The organism is Streptomyces macrosporus, from assembly GCF_039533145.1.
Lineage (GTDB): Bacteria > Actinomycetota > Actinomycetes > Streptomycetales > Streptomycetaceae > Streptomyces > Streptomyces macrosporus.
Map to the genome: position 1 here is coordinate 304,977 of NZ_BAAASZ010000027.1, position 17,083 is coordinate 322,059.

Below are 17,083 nucleotides of genomic sequence, written 5' to 3' on the forward strand. Positions count from 1 at the left end.
ACGCGATATATCGCGTCAACTGGTTCGCGATACTCGGCGGTTCGCGTCATCCGACACGGCCGGCCGGGACGCACCGGACGCGGACGCCTCAGCCCATCACCGTGTAGCCGGCCCGGCGGAGCGCCGCCGTCACCTCGGCACAGTGCTCCGGCCCCTTGGTCTCCAGATGCACCTCCACCTCCGCCTCCGTGAGCCCGAGGCGGGGATCGGTCCGCACGTGGCTCACGTCGAGGACGTTAGCGTCCGCCACTGACAACTCCCCCAGGAGCGCGGCCAGGGCGCCCGGGCGGTCGGTCAGCCGCAGCCGCAGCGACAGGTAGCGCCCCGCCGCCGCCATGCCGTGCCGCAGCGTCCGCTGGAGCACCAGGGGATCGACATTGCCGCCGGAGAGCACGGCCACCACCGGCCCCTCGAAGGAATCCGGAGCGGAGAGCAGAGCCGCCACCGGGCTGGCCCCGGCGGGTTCGACGACGAGCTTGGCCCGCTCCAGACAGAGCAGCAGCGCGCTGGAGAGCGCGTCCTCGGACACCGTACGGACCTCGTCGACCAGTTCGCCAACGATTTTGAACGGCACGTCGCCGGGCCGCCCGACCTTGATGCCGTCCGCCATCGTCGACACCGACTCCAGCGCCACCGGGCGTCCGGCGGCCAGCGAGGGCGGGTACGCCGCCGCGCCCTCGGCCTGCACCCCGATCACCCGCACGTCCGGGCGGAGCGACTTCACCGCCAGCGCCACCCCGGCGACCAGCCCGCCGCCGCCGACCCCGACCACGATCGTGCGCACGTCCGGGCACTGCTCCAGGATCTCCAGCCCGACCGTGCCCTGGCCGGCCACTATGTCGGGGTGGTCGAAGGGGTGGATGAAGACCGCGCCGGTCTCGGACGCGTACTCCTGCGCCGCCCGCAGCGTCTCGTCCACCACGTGCCCGTGCAGCCGCACCCGGGCGCCGTAGTCGCGGGTCGCCGCCACCTTCGGCAGCGGCGCGCCCACCGGCATGAAGACCGTCGAGCGCACCCCGAGCAGCGAGGCGGCCAGGGCCACGCCCTGCGCGTGGTTGCCCGCGCTGGCCGCGACGACGCCGCGGGCGCGCTCCTCGGGGGGCATCGCGGCGATCCGCACGTACGCGCCGCGCACCTTGAACGAACCGGTGCGCTGGAGGTTCTCGCACTTGAAGTGGACCGGCGCGCCCACCAGTTCGCTCAGGTGGCGACTGCCCTCCAGCGCCGTCACCCGGGCCACCCCGGAGAGGACCTTCCGGGCGACTCTTATGTCGTCGAGGGTGACGGACGGAACGTCGACGGGGCCGGCGTCGGAACCGGTGTGCGGGGCGGGGCTGGCAACCATGCTGTCAGTCTGGCAGCCCGGCGTCCCCGTCGACTTCTCCGACCGTGCCGTGGCGCCCACCTGCGGCTCGGCGGCCCGCCCGGACCTATTCGCACGGCGCCCGTACGGGGCGGGCCCGAGCCGCGTACTCTGTGGCAAACCCTCAGACCGTCGTACCCCGTACTTCCGAAGAAGCGAGCAACCGGCCATGCCCACGCACCCGGACATGACGACCGCCCACCCCTACGACGAAACGAGCGAATCAAGCGTGCAGGCCAGCATGCCCCCCACAGCCGACTCCCGGGGCCAGGACGAGACCCCGGGAGGGACCGACGACCTCCTCGACGCCCTCCAACACCAGGTCGCCCTCTTCGCGCGCCGCGCGGAGCAGACCCGGCTCGGCGGCGTCGGACAGGCCCGCAACTCCATGGACCGGGCCGCCTACCTCCTGCTCACCCGGCTCGACCAGGACGGGCCCACGGGCGTCAAGGCGCTCGCCACGGGCATGGGGATCGACTCCTCGACCGTGACCCGCCAGGTGGCGCCGCTGGTGGAGTCCGGCCTCGTCAAGCGCACCTCGCACCCCGACGACGGCCGCGCGGTCGTCCTCCAGCTCTCTCCCCGCGGCGCCTCGCGGCTGGAGCAGGTGCGCGCCTCGCGGCGCGAGCTGATGGCGGTGCTGACGCGGGAGTGGGACGAGGAGGAGCGCACGGTCTTCTGCGAACTGCTCACCCGGTTCAACCAGGCCCTGTCGGACTTCCAGGCGGCGAACTCCTGACCTTCGCGGCGCCCTCCGGCACTCCCCCGGTGCGGCACCCCCCGACCGGCGCCCCGCCCGCCGAACGCGCCGCCGCCGACGGGCGGTCGTCGCCGCGCGCGGCGGGCGGGGCCCGCGGCGCCGTGGGCGGCGCTCCGCGGCCTCCCTCCCGGCCCGGCCGTCCGCCACCTCTCCGCCGCCCCACCGGCTCGCCACCGACTCTCCGCCGGCTCTCCGTCCTCGGAACCGTTCCGGCCTGCCGCGTTCCCGGTGCGGGTCCCGGAAGGGGCAGGATGGAGACATGGCCAACCGACTCGCCGCCGAGACGTCCCCCTACCTCCTCCAGCACGCCGACAACCCGGTCGACTGGTGGCCCTGGTCGCCCGAGGCGTTCGAGGAGGCGCGGAGGCGGGACGTGCCGGTGCTGCTCAGCGTCGGCTACAGCTCGTGCCACTGGTGCCACGTGATGGCGGAGGAGTCCTTCGCCGACGAGGCCACCGCCGCCTACCTCAACGCCCACTACGTGTCCGTCAAGGTCGACCGCGAGGAGCGGCCGGACGTCGACGCCGTCTACATGGAGGCCGTCCAGGCCGCCACCGGACACGGCGGCTGGCCCATGACCGTCTTCCTCACCCCCGACGGCGAGCCCTTCTACTTCGGCACCTACTTCCCGCCCGAGCCCCGGCACGGGATGCCGTCCTTCCGGCAGGTGCTGGAGGGCGTCCACGCCGCCTGGACCGACCGCCGCGAGGAGGTCTCCGAGGTCGCGGGGCGGATCGTGAACGAGCTGGCGGGACGGAGCATCGGGTACACCGAGGGCACCCGGCCCGGGCCGCCCGGCCCGGACGAGCTGGGCGCCGCGCTGCTCGTGCTGGCCCGCGAGTTCGACGCCGTGTACGGCGGTTTCGGCGGCGCGCCGAAGTTCCCGCCGTCGATGGTGCTGGAGTTCCTGCTGCGGCACCACGCCCGCACCGGCTCCGAGGGCGCGCTGCAGATGGCCGAGGCCACCTGCGAGGCCATGGCCCGCGGCGGCATCCACGACCAGCTCGGCGGCGGCTTCGCCCGCTACTCGGTGGACGAGAAGTGGGTGGTGCCCCACTTCGAGAAGATGCTCTACGACAACGCCCTGCTGTGCCGGGTCTACGCGCACCTGTGGCGCGCCACCGGCAGCGAGCGGGCGCGGCGGGTCGCGCTGGACACCGCCGACTTCATGGTCCGCGAACTGCGCACGCCCCAGGGCGGGTTCGCCTCCGCGCTGGACGCCGACAGCCCCGTGCCCGACGGGGAGGGCGGCACCGGTCGCCACCAGGAGGGCGCGTACTACGTCTGGACGCCCGCGCAACTGCGCGAGGTCCTCGGCGAGGAGGACGCCGCGCTGGCCGCCGCCTACTTCGGGGTGACCGAGGAGGGCACCTTCGAGGAGGGGGCCTCCGTCCTCCGGCTCCCCGACACCGAGGGGCCGGTCGACGCCGAGCGGATCGAGTCCGTGCGCCGGCGGCTGCTGGCCGCCCGCGAGGAGCGTCCGCGCCCCGGCCGGGACGACAAGGTCGTCGCCGCCTGGAACGGACTGGCGATCGCCGCGCTCGCCGAGACCGGCGCCTACTTCGACCGCCCCGACCTGATCGAGGCCGCCACCGCCGCCGCCGACCTGCTGATCGCCGTCCACCTCGATGCGCGCGGACGCCTGGCGCGCACCTCCCGCGACGGGAAGACGGGCCCCGGCGCCGGGGTGCTGGAGGACCACGGCGACGTGGCCGAGGGCTTCCTCGCCCTGTACGCGGTGACCGGCGAGACCTGCTGGCTGGAGTTGGCCGGCACCCTGCTGGACACCGTGCTCGACCGGTTCGCCGCCCCCGACGGCACCCTGTACGACACCGCCGACGACGCCGAGCGGCTCATCCGCCGCCCCCAGGACCCCACCGACAACGCCGCCCCCTCCGGCTGGACGGCGGCCGCCGCGGCCCTGCTGACCTACGCCGCCCACACCGGCAGCGCCCGCCACCGCGAGGCGGCGGAACGGGCGCTGGGCGTGGTGCGGGCGCTCGCCCCGCGCGTGCCGCGCTTCGTCGGCTGGGGGCTGGCCGCGGCCGAGGCCGCCCTCGACGGGCCCCGCGAGATCGCGGTCGTCGGCCCGGCCGGCGACCCCGCCACCGCCGCGCTGCACCGCACCGCCCTGCTGGCCGCCGCGCCCGGCGCCGTGGTGGCCGTCGGGGAGCCGGGGGCGGAGGAGGCCGGGCCGCTGCTGCGGGACCGGCCGCTGCTGGACGGCCGGCCGGCGGCGTACGTCTGCCGGAACTTCGTGTGCGGCCTCCCCACGACCGAGCCGGAGGAGCTGGCCGACGCGGTGGGGACGGCGGAGGCGGTCAGGAGCTGACGGCGCACGGGCCCCCGAGGGGGCGCGGGGGGTGATCAGAGGGTGAGGCCGCGCTCCAACACGTCCAGGGCGCGGCCGACCTGCTCGCTCGGGGAGCCCCGCATGCCGTTCTCCGCCCAGACGAACAGCGCCTCGGCCAGGGCCGCCAGCGCCGCGGACGCGACGACGCGCAGCTCCAGGTCGTCCGCCGGCCGTCCGGTCCGCTCCGACAGCACCGTCGTCAGCAGCCGGCGGGTGGCCGCGTTGTGCTCCTCCCAGCGGGCGCGGACGGCCGGCACGTCGCGGATCAGCCGGACGCGCCGGTGGACCTCGGCGAGGTCCCGGTCCTCCTCGGCCACCCGCTCCAGGACCGAGCACAGGGCCTCCCGCACGGCCCGCACCGGGGGCTCGTCGGACGGGCGGCCGCGCAGCTCCTCCTCGACGAGCGGGTCGTACTCGTCGGTGAGGACGATGTCCTCCTTGGTCGGGAAGTACCGGAAGACGGTGCTGGGGGAGACCTCGGCCTCCTCGGCGATCCGGTCGACGGGCGTGGCGTCGTAGCCCCGCTCGGCGAAGAGCCGGTACGCGGCCTGCCGGATCGCCCGGCGGGTCCGGAGCTTCTTCCGCTCCCGCAGTCCGAGCCCGGGCGCGGTGCCGGCGGACGCGACGGACGAGGTACGTGCAGGGGCCATGGAGGGCATTGTCGGCCATCGGCCCGCGTCGGCGCCACGGTCGCGCGACCACCGGAACCGTTCGATCCGCCGGACGTCCGGGTGGCGCCGCCGTCACCCGCGTGGGGAAGAACACGGAGCGTCCCGGGCGGAACCCCCCGTACAGTGGCCCGTATGCAGGTGATCCAGTCGACGAAGCTCGCCAATGTCTGCTACGAGATCCGGGGTCCGGTTCTCGAGGAGGCGACGCGGCTTGAGGCGGCGGGTCACCGCATCCTCAAGCTCAACACCGGCAACCCCGCGCCCTTCGGGTTCGACTGTCCGCCGGAGATCCTCGAGGACATGCTGCGCAACGTCGGGTCGGCGCACGGCTACGGCGACGCCAAGGGCCTGCTGTCGGCCCGGCGCGCGGTGATGCAGCACTACCAGACCAAGGGCATCGAGCTGGACGTCGAGGACGTCTACCTCGGCAACGGCGTCTCCGAGCTCATCCAGATGTCGATGCAGGCGCTGCTCGACGACGGCGACGAGGTCCTCGTGCCCGCGCCGGACTATCCGCTGTGGACGGCGTCCGTCTCCCTGGCCGGCGGCACGGCGGTGCACTACCGCTGCGACGAGCAGGCGGACTGGATGCCCGACCTCGCCGACATCGAGCGCAAGGTCACCGACCGCACCAAGGCGATCGTCGTCATCAACCCCAACAACCCCACCGGCGCCGTCTACGACGACGAGATGCTGCGGGGGCTGACGGAGGTGGCCCGCCGGCACAACCTGATCGTCTACTCCGACGAGATCTACGACAAGATCCTCTACGACGGCGCCACCCACACCCCCACGGCCGCCATCGCCCCGGACCTGCTCACCATCACCTTCAACGGGCTCTCCAAGTCCTACCGGGTGGCCGGTTACCGCTGCGGCTGGATGGCCGTCTGCGGCCCCAAGGAGCACGCCGCCAGCTACATCGAGGGCCTGACGATCCTGGCGAACATGCGGCTGTGCGCCAACATGCCGGCCCAGTACACCGTGGCCGCCGCGCTGGGCGGACGGCAGTCGATCAACGATCTGGTGCTGCCGGGCGGACGGCTGCTGGAGCAGCGCGACACCGCGTACGACCTGCTCACCGACATCCCCGGCGTGACCTGTGTGAAGCCCAAGGGGGCGCTGTACCTCTTCCCCCGGCTGGACCCCAAGGTCTACAGGATCAAGGACGACCGGCAGATGGTCCTGGACCTGCTCCGGGCGGAGAAGATCATGGTCGTCCACGGCACGGGCTTCAACTGGCCCGAGCCGGACCACTTCCGCATCGTCACGCTGCCGACCGCGCAGGACCTCGCCGACGCGGTGCGGCGGATCGGGACCTTCCTCGACGGCTACGGCCAGTACTGAGCGGGAGGCACGGAAGGCCCCGGAGGTCCGCCGGGACGCGGACCTCCGGGGCCTTCCCCGTGTCGTTTCCCGCGCCGCGCCGTGTCCCGCCGTGTTTCCGCGCGCTTTCCGTGTACCGTCCCGGACGACCCGTGACGGTGCCGCGGCGACGGAAATTTTAGACTCTGTCTAAGTTAAGATGTACTCCTGTACCTGCCAGGAGGCCATCCATGTACGAACCGATCCGCACCCCGTCGGTCCACACCATGGCCGATCCGGCCCGGACCGAGAGCAGCCTTCCGCGCCGCTCCCGCGAGGAGGAGTTGGACAACCGGCTCGCCGGTCATCTGACGGCCCTGCTGACCGTGACCGACGAGCTGCGCGCGTACACCCCCGGCGAGGAGCTGGACGCCGCCGCGCAGCGGCTGGAGTCCGAGGTCACCCGGCTGTGCGGAGGACGCGCCCCGCTGCGGGCGACCCCCTCGGCCGGCGCGGGCACCCCCTCCCGCGTCGCCGCCCTCCACCAGCGGGCGCACACCCTCGCCGGGCAGGCCCTGGTCGTGGCCACCTCCCGCTCGAACGACGAGGCGGCCGCGCTGGCCGCCGAGCGGATGGAGGCCCACGCCCGGGAACTGGGCCTGGCCGAGGCCCGCTGAGCCGGCGTCCGGCGGACCGGACCGCCACCGGCGGGAAGGCGTCCGCCGGACAGGCCGTCGGCCCCCGCCCCGGCGTGAGGCGCCGGGGCGGGGGCCGACGGTCCGGGCCCGGAAGCCGGGCCCGGGCGGCGGGCGCTCAGCCCAGCCGCTCGACCAGGGCGCGGTACTCGTCCCACATCTCCTTCGGCGTGTGGTCGCCGAAGGTGTTCAGGTGCTCGGGGATGAGGGCGGCCTCCTCGCGCCAGACCTCGGGGTCCACCGTGAGCAGGTACTCCAGGTCCTCCTCGGACATCTCCAGGCCCTCGGTGTCCAGCGCCCCCTTCGCCGGGAGGACGCCGATGGGCGTCTCGACGCCCTCGGCCTTGCCGTCGAGGCGCTCGACGATCCACTTCAGCACGCGGCTGTTCTCGCCGAAGCCCGGCCAGACGAACCGGCCCTCGTCGTTCTTGCGGAACCAGTTGACGTAGTAGATCCTGGGCAGCTTCTCCGGGTCCGTCTTCCTGCCGATCTCCAGCCAGTGGCCCATGTAGTCGCCCATGTTGTAGCCGCAGAACGGCAGCATGGCGAACGGGTCGCGGCGCAGCTCGCCGACCTTGCCCTCGGCCGCCGCGGTCTTCTCGGAGGCCACGTTGGCGCCGAGGAAGACGCCGTGCTGCCAGTCGAACGACTCCGTCACCAGCGGGACGGCGCTGGCGCGCCGGCCGCCGAAGAGGATCGCCGAGATCGGCACGCCCTTGGGGTCCTCCCACTCCGGCGCGATGATCGGGCACTGCGACGCCGGCACGGTGAATCGGGCGTTGGGGTGCGCGGCCGGGGTGTCGGAGTCGGGCGTCCAGTCGTTGCCCCGCCAGTCCGTCAGGTGGGCCGGGGGCTCCTCGGTCATGCCCTCCCACCACACGTCGCCGTCGTCGGTGAGGCCGACGTTGGTGAAGATCGCGTTGCCCCACAGGGTCTTCATCGCGTTGGCGTTGGTGTGCTCGCCGGTGCCCGGCGCCACGCCGAAGAAGCCCGCCTCGGGGTTGATCGCGTAGAGGCGACCGTCCTCGCCGAAGCGCATCCAGGCGATGTCGTCGCCGATCGTCTCGACCGTCCAGCCGGGGATGGTCGGCTCCAGCATCGCCAGGTTGGTCTTGCCGCACGCGCTGGGGAAGGCCGCGGCCACGTACTTCGACTCGCCGCGGGGCGGCGTCAGCTTCAGGATCAGCATGTGCTCGGCGAGCCAGCCCTCGTCACGGGCCATCACCGAGGCGATGCGCAGCGCGTAGCACTTCTTGCCCAGCAGCGCGTTGCCGCCGTAGCCCGAGCCGTAGGACCAGATCTCGCGCGTCTCGGGGAAGTGGGAGATGTACTTGGTGGAGTTGCACGGCCAGGGAACGTCCTCCTGGCCCGGCTCCAGCGGAGCGCCGACGCTGTGCACCGCCTTGACGAACTTCCCGTCCTCGCCCAGCTCCTCCAGCACGGCGCTGCCCATGCGGGTCATCGTCCGCATGGAGACGGCCACGTACGCGGAGTCGGTGATCTCCACGCCGAGCGCCGAGAGGGGGGACCCGAGCGGGCCCATGCAGAAGGGGACGACGTACATCGTCCTGCCGCGCATCGAACCCCGGAAGATGCCGCCCTTGCCGTCGGCGCCGGTGAAGATCTCCCGCATCTCGGCGGGCGCCATCCAGTTGTTGGTCGGGCCGGCGTCCTCCTCCTTCTCGGAGCAGATGAACGTCCGGTCCTCGACGCGGGCCACGTCCGTGGGGTCGGAGGCGGCGTAGTAGGAGTTGGGGCGCTTGATCGGATCGAGTTTCCGGAACGTGCCCTTCTGGACCAGTTCCTCGCACAGGCGCTCGTACTCCGCCTCGGAACCGTCGCACCAGACCACGCGGTCGGGCTGGGTGAGGGCCGCGATCTCGTCGACCCAGGCGATCAGTTCCTGGTGCCGGGTGGGGGTCGTGTTACCGGGAGCCGCAGTAGTGCGCGCCACAATCGCTCCAGAGGTTGAGGGTTTTGTGCCGGATACCGCACGTGTATCCGCTTTTTTGTCTCCGTATTTCAGGCTCGGCCCCTTGGGGGCTGCGACCCGGATGCTGCGGCGTTGCTCATCCGGTGCCGACCACGCTCATTTGATACTCGCCCCTCCATGGTCGTTCTGTCCAGACGGCCGGGAGTGAGCAACGCCACGCGCAGCCGGAAACCTACGGTTCCGTAGGTACGATGAGGCGTATGACCGCCGCAGTACCCGAAGCGCCACGTGCCGCATCCGACGCCGACCGTGACACCGGCCCGTCCGCCCACCCGATCAAGCCCCGACTGAGGGGCTGGCTCCACGCCGGGATGTTCCCGGCGGTGCTGGTCTCGGGCCTCTTCCTGACCGCGTTCGCGGAGACCCCGCGCGGCCGGATCGCCTGCGCGGTCTACACCCTGACGGCCTGTCTGCTGTTCGGCGTCAGCGCCCTGTACCACCGCGGCGATTGGGGGCCGCGCGCCACCGCGGTGCTCCGCCGTCTGGACCACGCGAACATCTTCCTGATCATCGCGGGCACCTACACGCCGTTCGCGATCCTCCTCGTCCCCGGCGGGCGCGGCCAGTTGCTGCTCTGGGGCATCTGGGCCGCCGCCGTCGTCGGCATCGCCTTCCGCGTCCTCTGGGTCGGCGCGCCGCGCTGGCTCTACACCCCCTGCTACATCGCGATGGGCTGGGCCGCGGTGTTCTTCCTCCCCGACTTCCTGCACGCCGGCGGCGTCGCCGTACTGGTGTGCGTGGTCGTCGGCGGCCTGCTCTACAGCGCGGGCGGCGTCGTCTACGGCATCAAGCGGCCGAACCCCTCACCGCGTTGGTTCGGCTTCCACGAGGTCTTCCACTCCCTCACACTGGCCGCCTTCGCGGTCCACTACGTGGGGATCTCGCTGGTGGCCTACGGGGAGGTCTGACCCCCGGCGCGGGCCCCGGCGCGCCGCACCGAACGGCCCGCCGTCACGCCCGTGCGGCGCCCGTCCTCGACCGCGAACCGGCCGTCGACCAGCACGTGCGGGATGCCCGTCGGCGCGGTGCGCGGCTCGGCGAACGTCGCGCCCGCCGCCACCGTCTCCGGATCGAAGAGCACCAGGTCGGCGCGGTACCCCTCGCGCACCAGCCCCCGGTCCGGCAGCCGCAGCCGGGCGGCGGGCCGCCCGGTCAGGTGCGCCACGCACTCCTCCAGCGACAGCACCCCCGCCTCGCGCACCCAGTGGCCGAGGTAGTGCGGGAAGGTGCCGTACGCCCGCGGATGGGGCCGGTCGCCGACGAGGATGCCGTCGCTGCCGCCGGTGTGGACGCGGTGCCGCATGATCGCCCGGACGTTCTCCTCGTGCCCGACGTGCTGCAGGACGGTGGTGCCCAGCCGGTCCGCCGACAGCAGCCGCAGCGCCACCTCGAACGGCTCCTCGCCGCGCTCGGCCGCCGCCTGCGCCACCGTCCGGCCGACGTACCACGCCAGGGCGGGGTCGGCGGTGCCGGAGACCTCCACGGTGTCCCAGTCGACCGGCACCCCGTGGCAGCCGTCCGAGCCCTCGACCTCCAGCGCGTGCCGGACGCGCTCGCACGTCCGCGGGTCCCGCAGCCGGGCGAGGGTGGCCTCCGGGCCGCCGGCGGAGGCCCAGCCCGGCAGCAGCGCGGCCAGCGTGGTGCAACCCGGAAGGTACGGATAGCTGTCCAGGGTCAGGTCCACGCCGTCGGCCAGCGCCGCGTCCAGCAGGGCCAGCAACGCGGGCGCGCGCCCGGCGTTGACGGGGAAGTTGAGGGTGGCGTGCGCCAGGTGCAGCGCGCAGCCCGCCGCCCGCGCCACCTCGACCATCCGCGCGTACGCCTCCAGGGCGCCCGCGCCGTAGGAGCGGTGGTGCGGGCAGTGGTAGCCGCCGTACTCGGCCACCACCCGGCACAGCTCCACCAGTTCGGCGTCGGAGGAGTACATTCCCGGCGCGTACGTCAGCCCGGACGACATCCCCACCGCCCCCTGCTCCAGGCCCTCGGCGACCAGCAGCTGCATGCGCCGCACCTCGTCGTCCGTGGCGGGCCGGTCCTCCCAGCCGACGACGAGCGCCCGCACCGTGCCCTGGGGGACGAGGTAGGCGGCGTTGACGGCGATGCCGCGGTCGAGGCGGTCCAGGTACTCCCCGACGGTCCGCCAGTCGAAGTCGACGTCCGAGCCGTCCCCGTTCCAGCCGGTGATCGCCCGCCGCACCTCCTCCAGCGTGCGGTCGTCCACGGGCGCGTACGACAGCCCGTCCTGCCCGAGCACCTCCAGCGTCACGCCCTGGGCGACCTTCGCCCAGTGGTCGGGGTCGCGGAGCAGCGCCAGGTCGCTGTGGGCGTGCATGTCGATGAAGCCCGGCGCGAGGGCGAGCCCGTGCGCCTCCACCACGCGCCGACCGCCGGGGCGCGGGCCGGCGTCCCCCTCTCGGTGGACCCGGACGATCCGCCCGCCGGCGATCCCGACGTCGGCCCGGTACGAGGGGCCGCCGGTGCCGTCGACGACGCGCGCGTCGCGCAGGACCAGATCCACGGCGGCTCCAGGGGTTCGGGTTCGGGATTCCGGGTTCCGGGGGAGGGGGAGGGGCTCAGAAGAACGTGCGGACGAAGTCCGTCACGGTGCCGTCCGCCTCGACGACCGGGATGAGCTGCCAGCGGTCGAAGACCGTGCAGGGGTGCGACAGCCCCAGGGCCACCCAGTCGCCCACCTCCAGCTCGGCGTCCGGCGCGACGGTGACGAACGCGTGCTGGTCGGCCAGCCTCACCACCTCCAGCCCCGCCGCGTCGCGCTCGACCCCCTCCGGGGTGCGGACGGCCACGGGCCGGGGCAGCCCCAGGTCGTAGGAGGCGTCCCGCTTGCCCGCGTTGAGGAACGCCAGGTGCGGCTCGGGCCGGGAGACCACCTGGGCCCACAGCCGGAACGCGGGCAGCAGCGACCCCTCGTCGGGAATCCGGTTGAACGGCGTCAGCCGGCGGTAGTGGTCGTCGTCGTGCGAGACGTAGGCCCCCGAGCGCAGCAGCCTCAGCACCGGCCGGGACAGCGCGGGCAGGGCCGCGAACTCCTCGGCCACCACGTCGAACCAGGCGCTGCCGCCCGCGCTCACCACGATCTCCTCGTCCGCCCCGAGCCCGGCGAAGCGGCCGGCCGCGTCCAGCTCGGCGGCCAGCGCGGTCAGGGAGCGCAGCCACGCCCGCACGCGGTCGGCGTCGGCGTCCGGCACCTCGCCCTCGTATCCGGCGACCCCGACCAGCCGCAGCGCCGGCACGGCCGCCACCGCGTCCGCCACCCGCGCCGCCTCCTCGGCCGTGCGGACGCCGGTGCGGCCGCCGGGCACGCCGAGTTCGACGACGACGTCGAGGGGGCGGACGGGCCCGGCGGCGTCCGACGCCGGGCCCAACGCGGCGCCCATCAGCTCCACGCCGCGCACCGAGTCCACGTAGCAGACGAACCGCGCCCGGGGATCCGCCGCCTGCTCGTCGGCCATCCAGCGCAGCGCGGCGGCGTCCACCACCTCGTTGGCCAGGAAGATCCGCTCGATGCCGAAGGCCCGGTAGACGCGCGCGTGCCAGGGCACCGCCGCCGTCACCCCCCACGCGCCCAGGTCGAGTTGCCGGGCGAAGAGGCGCGGGGCCATCGAGGTCTTGCCGTGCGGGGCGAAGGCCAGGCCGTGGCGGGCGCAGAAGTCGCCCAACTGCCGCAGGTTGTGCTCCAGGGCCCCGGCCGACAGCGTCAGCACCGGCGTGGTGAAGCCGCCGGAGAACACCGAACGCCGCTGGGCGGCGAGCGCGCCCACGGTCAGCCCGACCGCGTCCGGGGGCAGGCCCTTGAAACGGTGGTCGACGACCTCCTCGGCGAGGCGGGCGACGGGCTCGGGGACGTGCTCGGCGGCCATGGGAACTCCGAACTCCGTGGTGGGCGAACTCCGTGGTCGGCACGGCGATCCGACACCGCCCCGCCGGCCATCCGGTGTTGCGTGGTGTGCAACACGCATTGCGCATGGTGCTCGAAGCTGTCTAGCATCCCGGCCGACACCCGGTCAACGGACACCGGGACGGGGAGAACCGAGGAGCGGAGCCGCCGTGACGATGCCCACCGGGCCCACCGCTCCCGCCCCCGACCCCGCCTCCCTCCCCGCGGCCCGTTCCGTGCTCCCGCCCGACGGCGCCCCCTGGGACGCGGTCTGCCTGGGGGAGACCATGGTCGTCCTCCGGCCCGAGGGCCCCGAGCGCCTCGCCGACGCGGCCGTCTTCACGCGCGGCGTGGGCGGCGCCGAGTCCAACGTCGCCTGCCTGCTGGCAGGCGCCGGGCACCGCGTGCGCTGGATCGGCCGGGTGGGCGCCGACGGCTTCGGCGACCACGTCCTGGCCGAGATCGCCGCCCGGGGCGTGGACGTCTCCGCCGTCCGCCGCGACCCGCACCGCCCCACCGGCGTGTACTTCCGCACCGGCGGGGAACGCTGCGCCACCAGCGAGCGGCCCACCGACCCCGGTCTGGCCGAGGTGCTCTACCACCGCGCCGGCTCGGCCGCCTCCGCCATGTCCCCGGCCACCGTGGACCGCTCCGACGCCCACTCCGGCCGCGTCCTCCACCTCAGCGGCATCACGGCGGCCCTCTCCGACGGCTGCCGCGCCCTGCTGTACGAGCTGACCGCGCCCCGGCCCGGCCGCCCCCTGCTGTCCTTCGACGTCAACCACCGGGTGGGCCTGTGGCGGGGGCGGGACCCCGCCGTCCTGCTCGACCTCGCCCGCCGCTGCGACATCGTCTTCGTCGGCGCGGACGAGGCACGGGCCGCCTGGGGGATCGACGGCGTCGACGCCCTGCGGTCCGCCCTGCCGGAGCCGTCCGTCCTGGTCGTCAAGGACGGCGGCCGGGGCGCCACGGCCCACACGGTCGACGGGACCGTCCACGTGCCCGCCCCCTCCGTGGAGGTGATCGGGCCCACCGGCGCCGGGGACGCGTTCGCCGCCGGGTTCCTCTCGGCGACCCTGCGCGGCCTGCCCCTCCGCGCGCGGCTGCGGCACGGGCACCTGACGGCCGCCGCCGCGCTCACCGTCCCCGGGGACGTCGCCGAGCCGCCCGACCGGGCCCTCGCCGACCACCTGGCCGCCCTCGACGACGCGGCCTGGGGCAGACTGCGGCTCGGCCCCGACCGGACCGCCGGGGCCGGCCCACACGGAAGGCGTGAACCATGAGCCAGACCGTCGACCGAGCGCTGAGCATCCTCCCGCTGCTGGCGCGCGGACCGGCGAGCCTCGAACAGGTCGCCCGGAGCCTGGACGTGCACAAGTCCACCGCCCTGCGCCTGCTGCGCACCCTGCGCGAGCACGGCATGGTCTACCGCCAGCCGGACCAGCGCTACCGCCTCGGGGCACGGCTGTTCGCCCTCGCCCAGGAGGCCGTGGAGAACCTCGACGTGCGCGCCGTCGCCCACCCCCATCTGGTGGAACTGGGCGCGGCGTGCGGGCACACCGTGCACCTGGCCGTCCGCCAGGAGGACGAGGTGGTCTACATCGACAAGGTCGACAGCCGCTACCCGGTGCGGATGTACTCGCGCATCGGCAGGCCCGTGGCGATCACCGTCGCCGCCGTCGCCAAGGTCCTCCTGGCCGACCTCCCCGAGCCGGAGCGGCGGGAGCTGGCCCGACGGCTCGACTACCCCCGCCACACCCCCCGCTCCACCCCCGACGCCACCGCCTTCCTGGAGGAGCTGGCCCGGGTGCGCGAGCAGGGCTGGGCCACCGACCTCGGCGGCCACGAGGAGACGATCAACTGCGTCGCCGCCCCCGTGCGCGGCGCGGACGGCCGGGCCGTCGCCGCGCTGTCGATCTCCGCGCCGAACGTCGTCGTCGGGGCCGACGAGCTCCTCCGCCTCCTTCCGCTGGTGCGCCGCACGGCCGACGCCATCGGAGCCGAGTACGTCGGACGGTCCCCGGCGGACCGGCCGCACCGCCACGAGCCGTCCCACCCGTCACCCCGTCCGTCGTCCGACCCGTCACCCCACCCGTCACCCCACGAGGAGAACCGCACGTGAACGCCACGCCCGGCAAGACCGCCCTGACCCCGCCGACCCACACCACCCCACCCGCCCGGTTCTCGCACGGCGTGCGGAAGGGGAACATCCTCCAGGTGGCCGGCCAGGTCGGCTTCCTGCCCGCCGTCCCCGGGCAGCCGCCCACCCCGGCCGGGCCCACCCTGCGCGAGCAGACCCTCCAGACCCTCGCCAACGTCGAGGCGGTCCTGAGGGAGGGCGGCGCGAGTTGGGAGGACGTGGTGATGGTCCGCGTCTACCTCACCGACACCGACCACTTCGCCGAGTTCAACGAGCTCTACGACCGGCACTTCGCCGATCTGGTCGGACCGCCGCCGGCCCGCACGACCGTCTACGTCGGCCTCCCCGCGGGCCTGCTGGTCGAGATCGACGCCCTGGCCGTCCTGGACTGATCCCCGAACCGTCCGACTCGCCCGTCCGAGCCATCCCCGCCCCCACGCCGGGTAGACCCCCTTGTGTCGATCGGCGGCGCGCTGTTGGATGCGCCACGCCGTTCACGGGACGAGACGGAGGTCGCACATGACCAGTACGGGCGAGACGGACGGGAGGGCCGGTGGCGGGAACGGGGCCGGAGGGGGCGGAGCGACGGGCGCGGACACCGCGCCGGCGCCCGCTCGGAAGGCGAACTGGAAGCTCATCGGCCCCGGCATCGTGGTCGCGGCCACCGGCGTCGGCGCCGGGGACCTGGTGGCGACCCTGCTGGCCGGGAGCAAGTTCGGCTACACGCTGCTGTGGGCGGCCGTCATCGGCTGCCTGGTGAAGATCTCGCTCGCCGAGGCCACCGGACGCTGGCACCTGGCCACCGGCCGGACCCTCCTCGACGGCTGGCGCAGCCTGGGCCCGTGGACCACGGTCTACTTCGCGGTCTACGTCGTCCTGTGGGGATTCGTCTACGGCGCGACCGCCATGTCCTCCAGCGCGCTGCCGCTCGCGGCGCTCTTCCCCGACACGCTGAACCTGCGGACCTGGGCGATCCTGTGCGGGCTGGCGGGTCTGGCGTTCGTCTGGTTCAACCGGTACGCGATCGTCGAGAAGATCATGATGGTCTTCGTCGGCGTGATGTTCGCGGTCGTCGTCTACGTGGCGATCCGCGTCACGCCCCACCTCGGCGACGCCTTCGCCGGGCTGCTGCCCGTCCTGCCCGACGGATCGCTGTTCTACACCCTCGGGTTGATCGGCGGCGTCGGCGGGACGATCACCATGGCCGCGTACGGCTACTGGGTCAACGCCAAGGGGTGGACCGACGCCGGCTGGATCGGGATGATGCGGCTGGACAACCGGGTCGCGTACGTCACCACCGGCGTCTTCGTCGTGGCGATGCTGATCATCGGCGCCGAGCTGCTGCACTCCACCAGCATCGCCATCGGCTCCGGCGACCGGGGCCTGCTCGACCTGGGCGAGGTGCTGGAGGACCGCTTCGGGCCCGTCACCGCCGACCTGTTCCTGGTCGGCTTCTTCGCCGCGTCCTTCTCCTCGGTGGTGGGCGTCTGGCACGGCGTCAGCCTGCTCTTCGCCGACTTCGTGGAGCGCGTCCGCGCCGCCCGGGCACAGGGCACCGGCGGCGAGCCGCCGGTCCTGGAGGTCGCCCGCGGACAGCGCGAGCGGTCCTGGCCCTTCCGCGCCTACCTGCTGTGGCTGACGTTCCCGCCGATGACCCTGCTGTGGCTGGACAAGCCCTTCGGCCTGGCCGTCGCCTACGGCGTCCTGGGCGCGTTCTTCATGCCCTTCCTCGCCGCGACCCTGCTGTGGCTGCTCAACTCCGACCGCACCCCGCGCGAGTGGCGCAACGGCCTGCTGAGCAACGTCATGCTGACGGCGGCGGGGCTGCTCTTCCTGGCCCTGTGCGTCCAGGAGCTGTACGAGCGGTCCTGGTAGCGCACGGGAAGGGCCCCGGCGGAGGACGGGTCTCCC

The 17,083-nt window shown here is 73.8% G+C and carries 14 protein-coding genes; 9 read left to right on the forward strand and 5 right to left on the reverse strand.

Annotated elements, in window-relative coordinates:
* Positions 1 to 88: 88 nt before the first annotated feature.
* Positions 89 to 1,345 carry a threonine ammonia-lyase gene (gene ilvA, locus ABD335_RS20510; protein WP_344325506.1) on the reverse strand — a complete coding sequence of 419 codons (1,257 nt, stop codon included), beginning with the start codon at positions 1,343 to 1,345 and terminating at the stop codon, positions 89 to 91.
* Positions 1,346 to 1,604: 259 nt separating this feature from the next.
* Between ilvA and ABD335_RS20515 the strand changes: the two genes are divergently transcribed.
* Both ABD335_RS20515 and ABD335_RS20520 read left to right on the forward strand, forming a co-directional pair.
* Positions 1,605 to 2,102 carry a MarR family winged helix-turn-helix transcriptional regulator gene (locus ABD335_RS20515; protein ID WP_344325721.1) on the forward strand — a complete coding sequence of 166 codons (498 nt, stop codon included), beginning with the start codon at positions 1,605 to 1,607 and terminating at the stop codon, positions 2,100 to 2,102.
* A gap of 280 nt (positions 2,103 to 2,382) precedes the next feature.
* Positions 2,383 to 4,455, forward strand: a complete 2,073-nt coding sequence (locus ABD335_RS20520) for a thioredoxin domain-containing protein (protein ID WP_344325509.1) — start codon at positions 2,383 to 2,385, stop codon at positions 4,453 to 4,455.
* A 35-nt stretch (positions 4,456 to 4,490) separates the two neighbouring features.
* On the opposite strand, the gene ABD335_RS20525 is transcribed toward ABD335_RS20520, so the two are convergent.
* Positions 4,491 to 5,126, reverse strand: a complete 636-nt coding sequence (locus ABD335_RS20525; protein ID WP_344325512.1) for a TetR/AcrR family transcriptional regulator — start codon at positions 5,124 to 5,126, stop codon at positions 4,491 to 4,493.
* Positions 5,127 to 5,279: 153 nt separating this feature from the next.
* Here ABD335_RS20525 and ABD335_RS20530 point away from each other — a divergent pair, with 153 nt between their 5' ends.
* Both ABD335_RS20530 and ABD335_RS20535 read left to right on the forward strand, forming a co-directional pair.
* Positions 5,280 to 6,491: a pyridoxal phosphate-dependent aminotransferase gene (locus ABD335_RS20530; protein WP_344325514.1), complete on the forward strand. Its 1,212-nt coding sequence runs from the start codon at positions 5,280 to 5,282 to the stop codon at positions 6,489 to 6,491.
* Positions 6,492 to 6,700: 209 nt separating this feature from the next.
* Positions 6,701 to 7,126 (forward strand): SCO4983 family protein, encoded by a 426-nt coding sequence (locus ABD335_RS20535; RefSeq protein WP_344325516.1) that lies wholly within the window; start codon positions 6,701 to 6,703, stop codon positions 7,124 to 7,126.
* 136 nt (positions 7,127 to 7,262) lie between these two features.
* Here ABD335_RS20535 and ABD335_RS20540 read toward each other — a convergent pair whose 3' ends face one another.
* Positions 7,263 to 9,098, reverse strand: coding sequence for a phosphoenolpyruvate carboxykinase (GTP) (locus ABD335_RS20540; protein WP_344325518.1), 1,836 nt, complete (start codon positions 9,096 to 9,098; stop codon positions 7,263 to 7,265).
* 239 nt (positions 9,099 to 9,337) lie between these two features.
* On the opposite strand from ABD335_RS20540, the gene trhA reads away from it, so the two are divergent.
* Positions 9,338 to 10,045: a PAQR family membrane homeostasis protein TrhA gene (gene trhA, locus ABD335_RS20545; protein ID WP_344325521.1), complete on the forward strand. Its 708-nt coding sequence runs from the start codon at positions 9,338 to 9,340 to the stop codon at positions 10,043 to 10,045.
* Here trhA and ABD335_RS20550 read toward each other — a convergent pair.
* Both ABD335_RS20550 and ABD335_RS20555 read right to left on the reverse strand, forming a co-directional pair.
* The gene (locus tag ABD335_RS20550) at positions 10,030 to 11,655 is read right to left on the reverse strand and encodes an N-acyl-D-amino-acid deacylase family protein (protein WP_344325524.1); all 1,626 of its coding nucleotides are present in this window, start codon (positions 11,653 to 11,655) and stop codon (positions 10,030 to 10,032) included. The two genes, trhA and ABD335_RS20550, sit on opposite strands and share 16 nt — an antisense overlap.
* 55 nt (positions 11,656 to 11,710) lie before the next feature.
* Positions 11,711 to 13,015, reverse strand: a complete 1,305-nt coding sequence (locus ABD335_RS20555) for an amino acid deaminase (RefSeq protein WP_344325527.1) — start codon at positions 13,013 to 13,015, stop codon at positions 11,711 to 11,713.
* 193 nt (positions 13,016 to 13,208) lie between these two features.
* Between ABD335_RS20555 and ABD335_RS20560 the strand changes: the two genes are divergently transcribed.
* The 4 genes from ABD335_RS20560 to ABD335_RS20575 all read left to right on the forward strand — a co-directional run bounded on the left by ABD335_RS20560 (position 13,209) and on the right by ABD335_RS20575 (position 17,047).
* Entirely contained in the window at positions 13,209 to 14,315 is a 1,107-nt protein-coding gene (locus ABD335_RS20560; RefSeq protein WP_425583692.1) for a sugar kinase, read from the forward strand.
* Complete coding sequence (locus ABD335_RS20565) at positions 14,312 to 15,154, forward strand: IclR family transcriptional regulator (protein WP_344325533.1); 843 nt, start codon at positions 14,312 to 14,314, stop codon at positions 15,152 to 15,154. Before ABD335_RS20560 ends, ABD335_RS20565 begins: the two co-directional genes overlap by 4 nt.
* Positions 15,151 to 15,564 carry a RidA family protein gene (locus ABD335_RS20570; RefSeq protein WP_344325536.1) on the forward strand — a complete coding sequence of 138 codons (414 nt, stop codon included), beginning with the start codon at positions 15,151 to 15,153 and terminating at the stop codon, positions 15,562 to 15,564. Before ABD335_RS20565 ends, ABD335_RS20570 begins: the two co-directional genes overlap by 4 nt.
* 127 nt (positions 15,565 to 15,691) lie before the next feature.
* The gene (locus tag ABD335_RS20575) at positions 15,692 to 17,047 is read left to right on the forward strand and encodes an Nramp family divalent metal transporter (RefSeq protein ID WP_344325539.1); all 1,356 of its coding nucleotides are present in this window, start codon (positions 15,692 to 15,694) and stop codon (positions 17,045 to 17,047) included.
* Positions 17,048 to 17,083 lie beyond the last annotated feature (36 nt).